The sequence below is a fragment of the Streptomyces hazeniae genome (genome assembly GCF_031845485.1).
GTDB lineage: Bacteria > Actinomycetota > Actinomycetes > Streptomycetales > Streptomycetaceae > Streptomyces > Streptomyces hazeniae.
The window spans coordinates 1-479 of the sequence record NZ_JAVREQ010000125.1 but is presented as its reverse complement, the minus strand read 5'-3'; the positions used below and the strand labels follow the sequence as shown (position 1 = coordinate 479).

Sequence of the window (479 nt, the reverse complement as noted above, 5' to 3'; positions counted from 1 at the left end):
GTCCTGGTGAACGAGACCTACGGCCTGGACCTGCTGCCGACGGTGCTCTTCGAATGCGCTGACCTGGCGTCGTTCACCACCTATCTCCAGGAGCACCACGCGGACGAACTCTCCCGTGCCGGTGCGCGGACGGGCGCGGAGGCCGCCCCGGAACCCGCCCGGCCTCCCGCTCGGCAGGACGGAACAGCCGGCGCGGCCGGACCGGGCGGAACCGCCGAACCGGCCGGACCCGCCGAGCCGCCTGCGCCCGGCGGGTCCCCGTACTCCGCCGGAGCCGCTGGACCGGAGGCGACCGACAGGCCCCCCGGGCCGCTCTCCTCGGGCGTACGGCCCGGGGCGGCGCGGTACGAGGTGGCCGTGATCGGCATGGCCGGTGTCCTGCCCGGGTCCCCCGACACCGCCACGTTCTGGGAGCACCTGGCGGCGGGCCGGGACCTGGTGACCGAGGTGCCCGCAGACCGCACCGATCTGCTCCGGCA

1 protein-coding gene is annotated in these 479 nt (G+C 76.0%); it reads left to right on the top strand.

Annotated elements, in window-relative coordinates; genetic code table 11:
• A partial coding sequence (locus tag RM572_RS28920; protein WP_311676324.1) for a beta-ketoacyl synthase N-terminal-like domain-containing protein occupies positions 1-479 on the top strand: 479 nt, incomplete at both ends.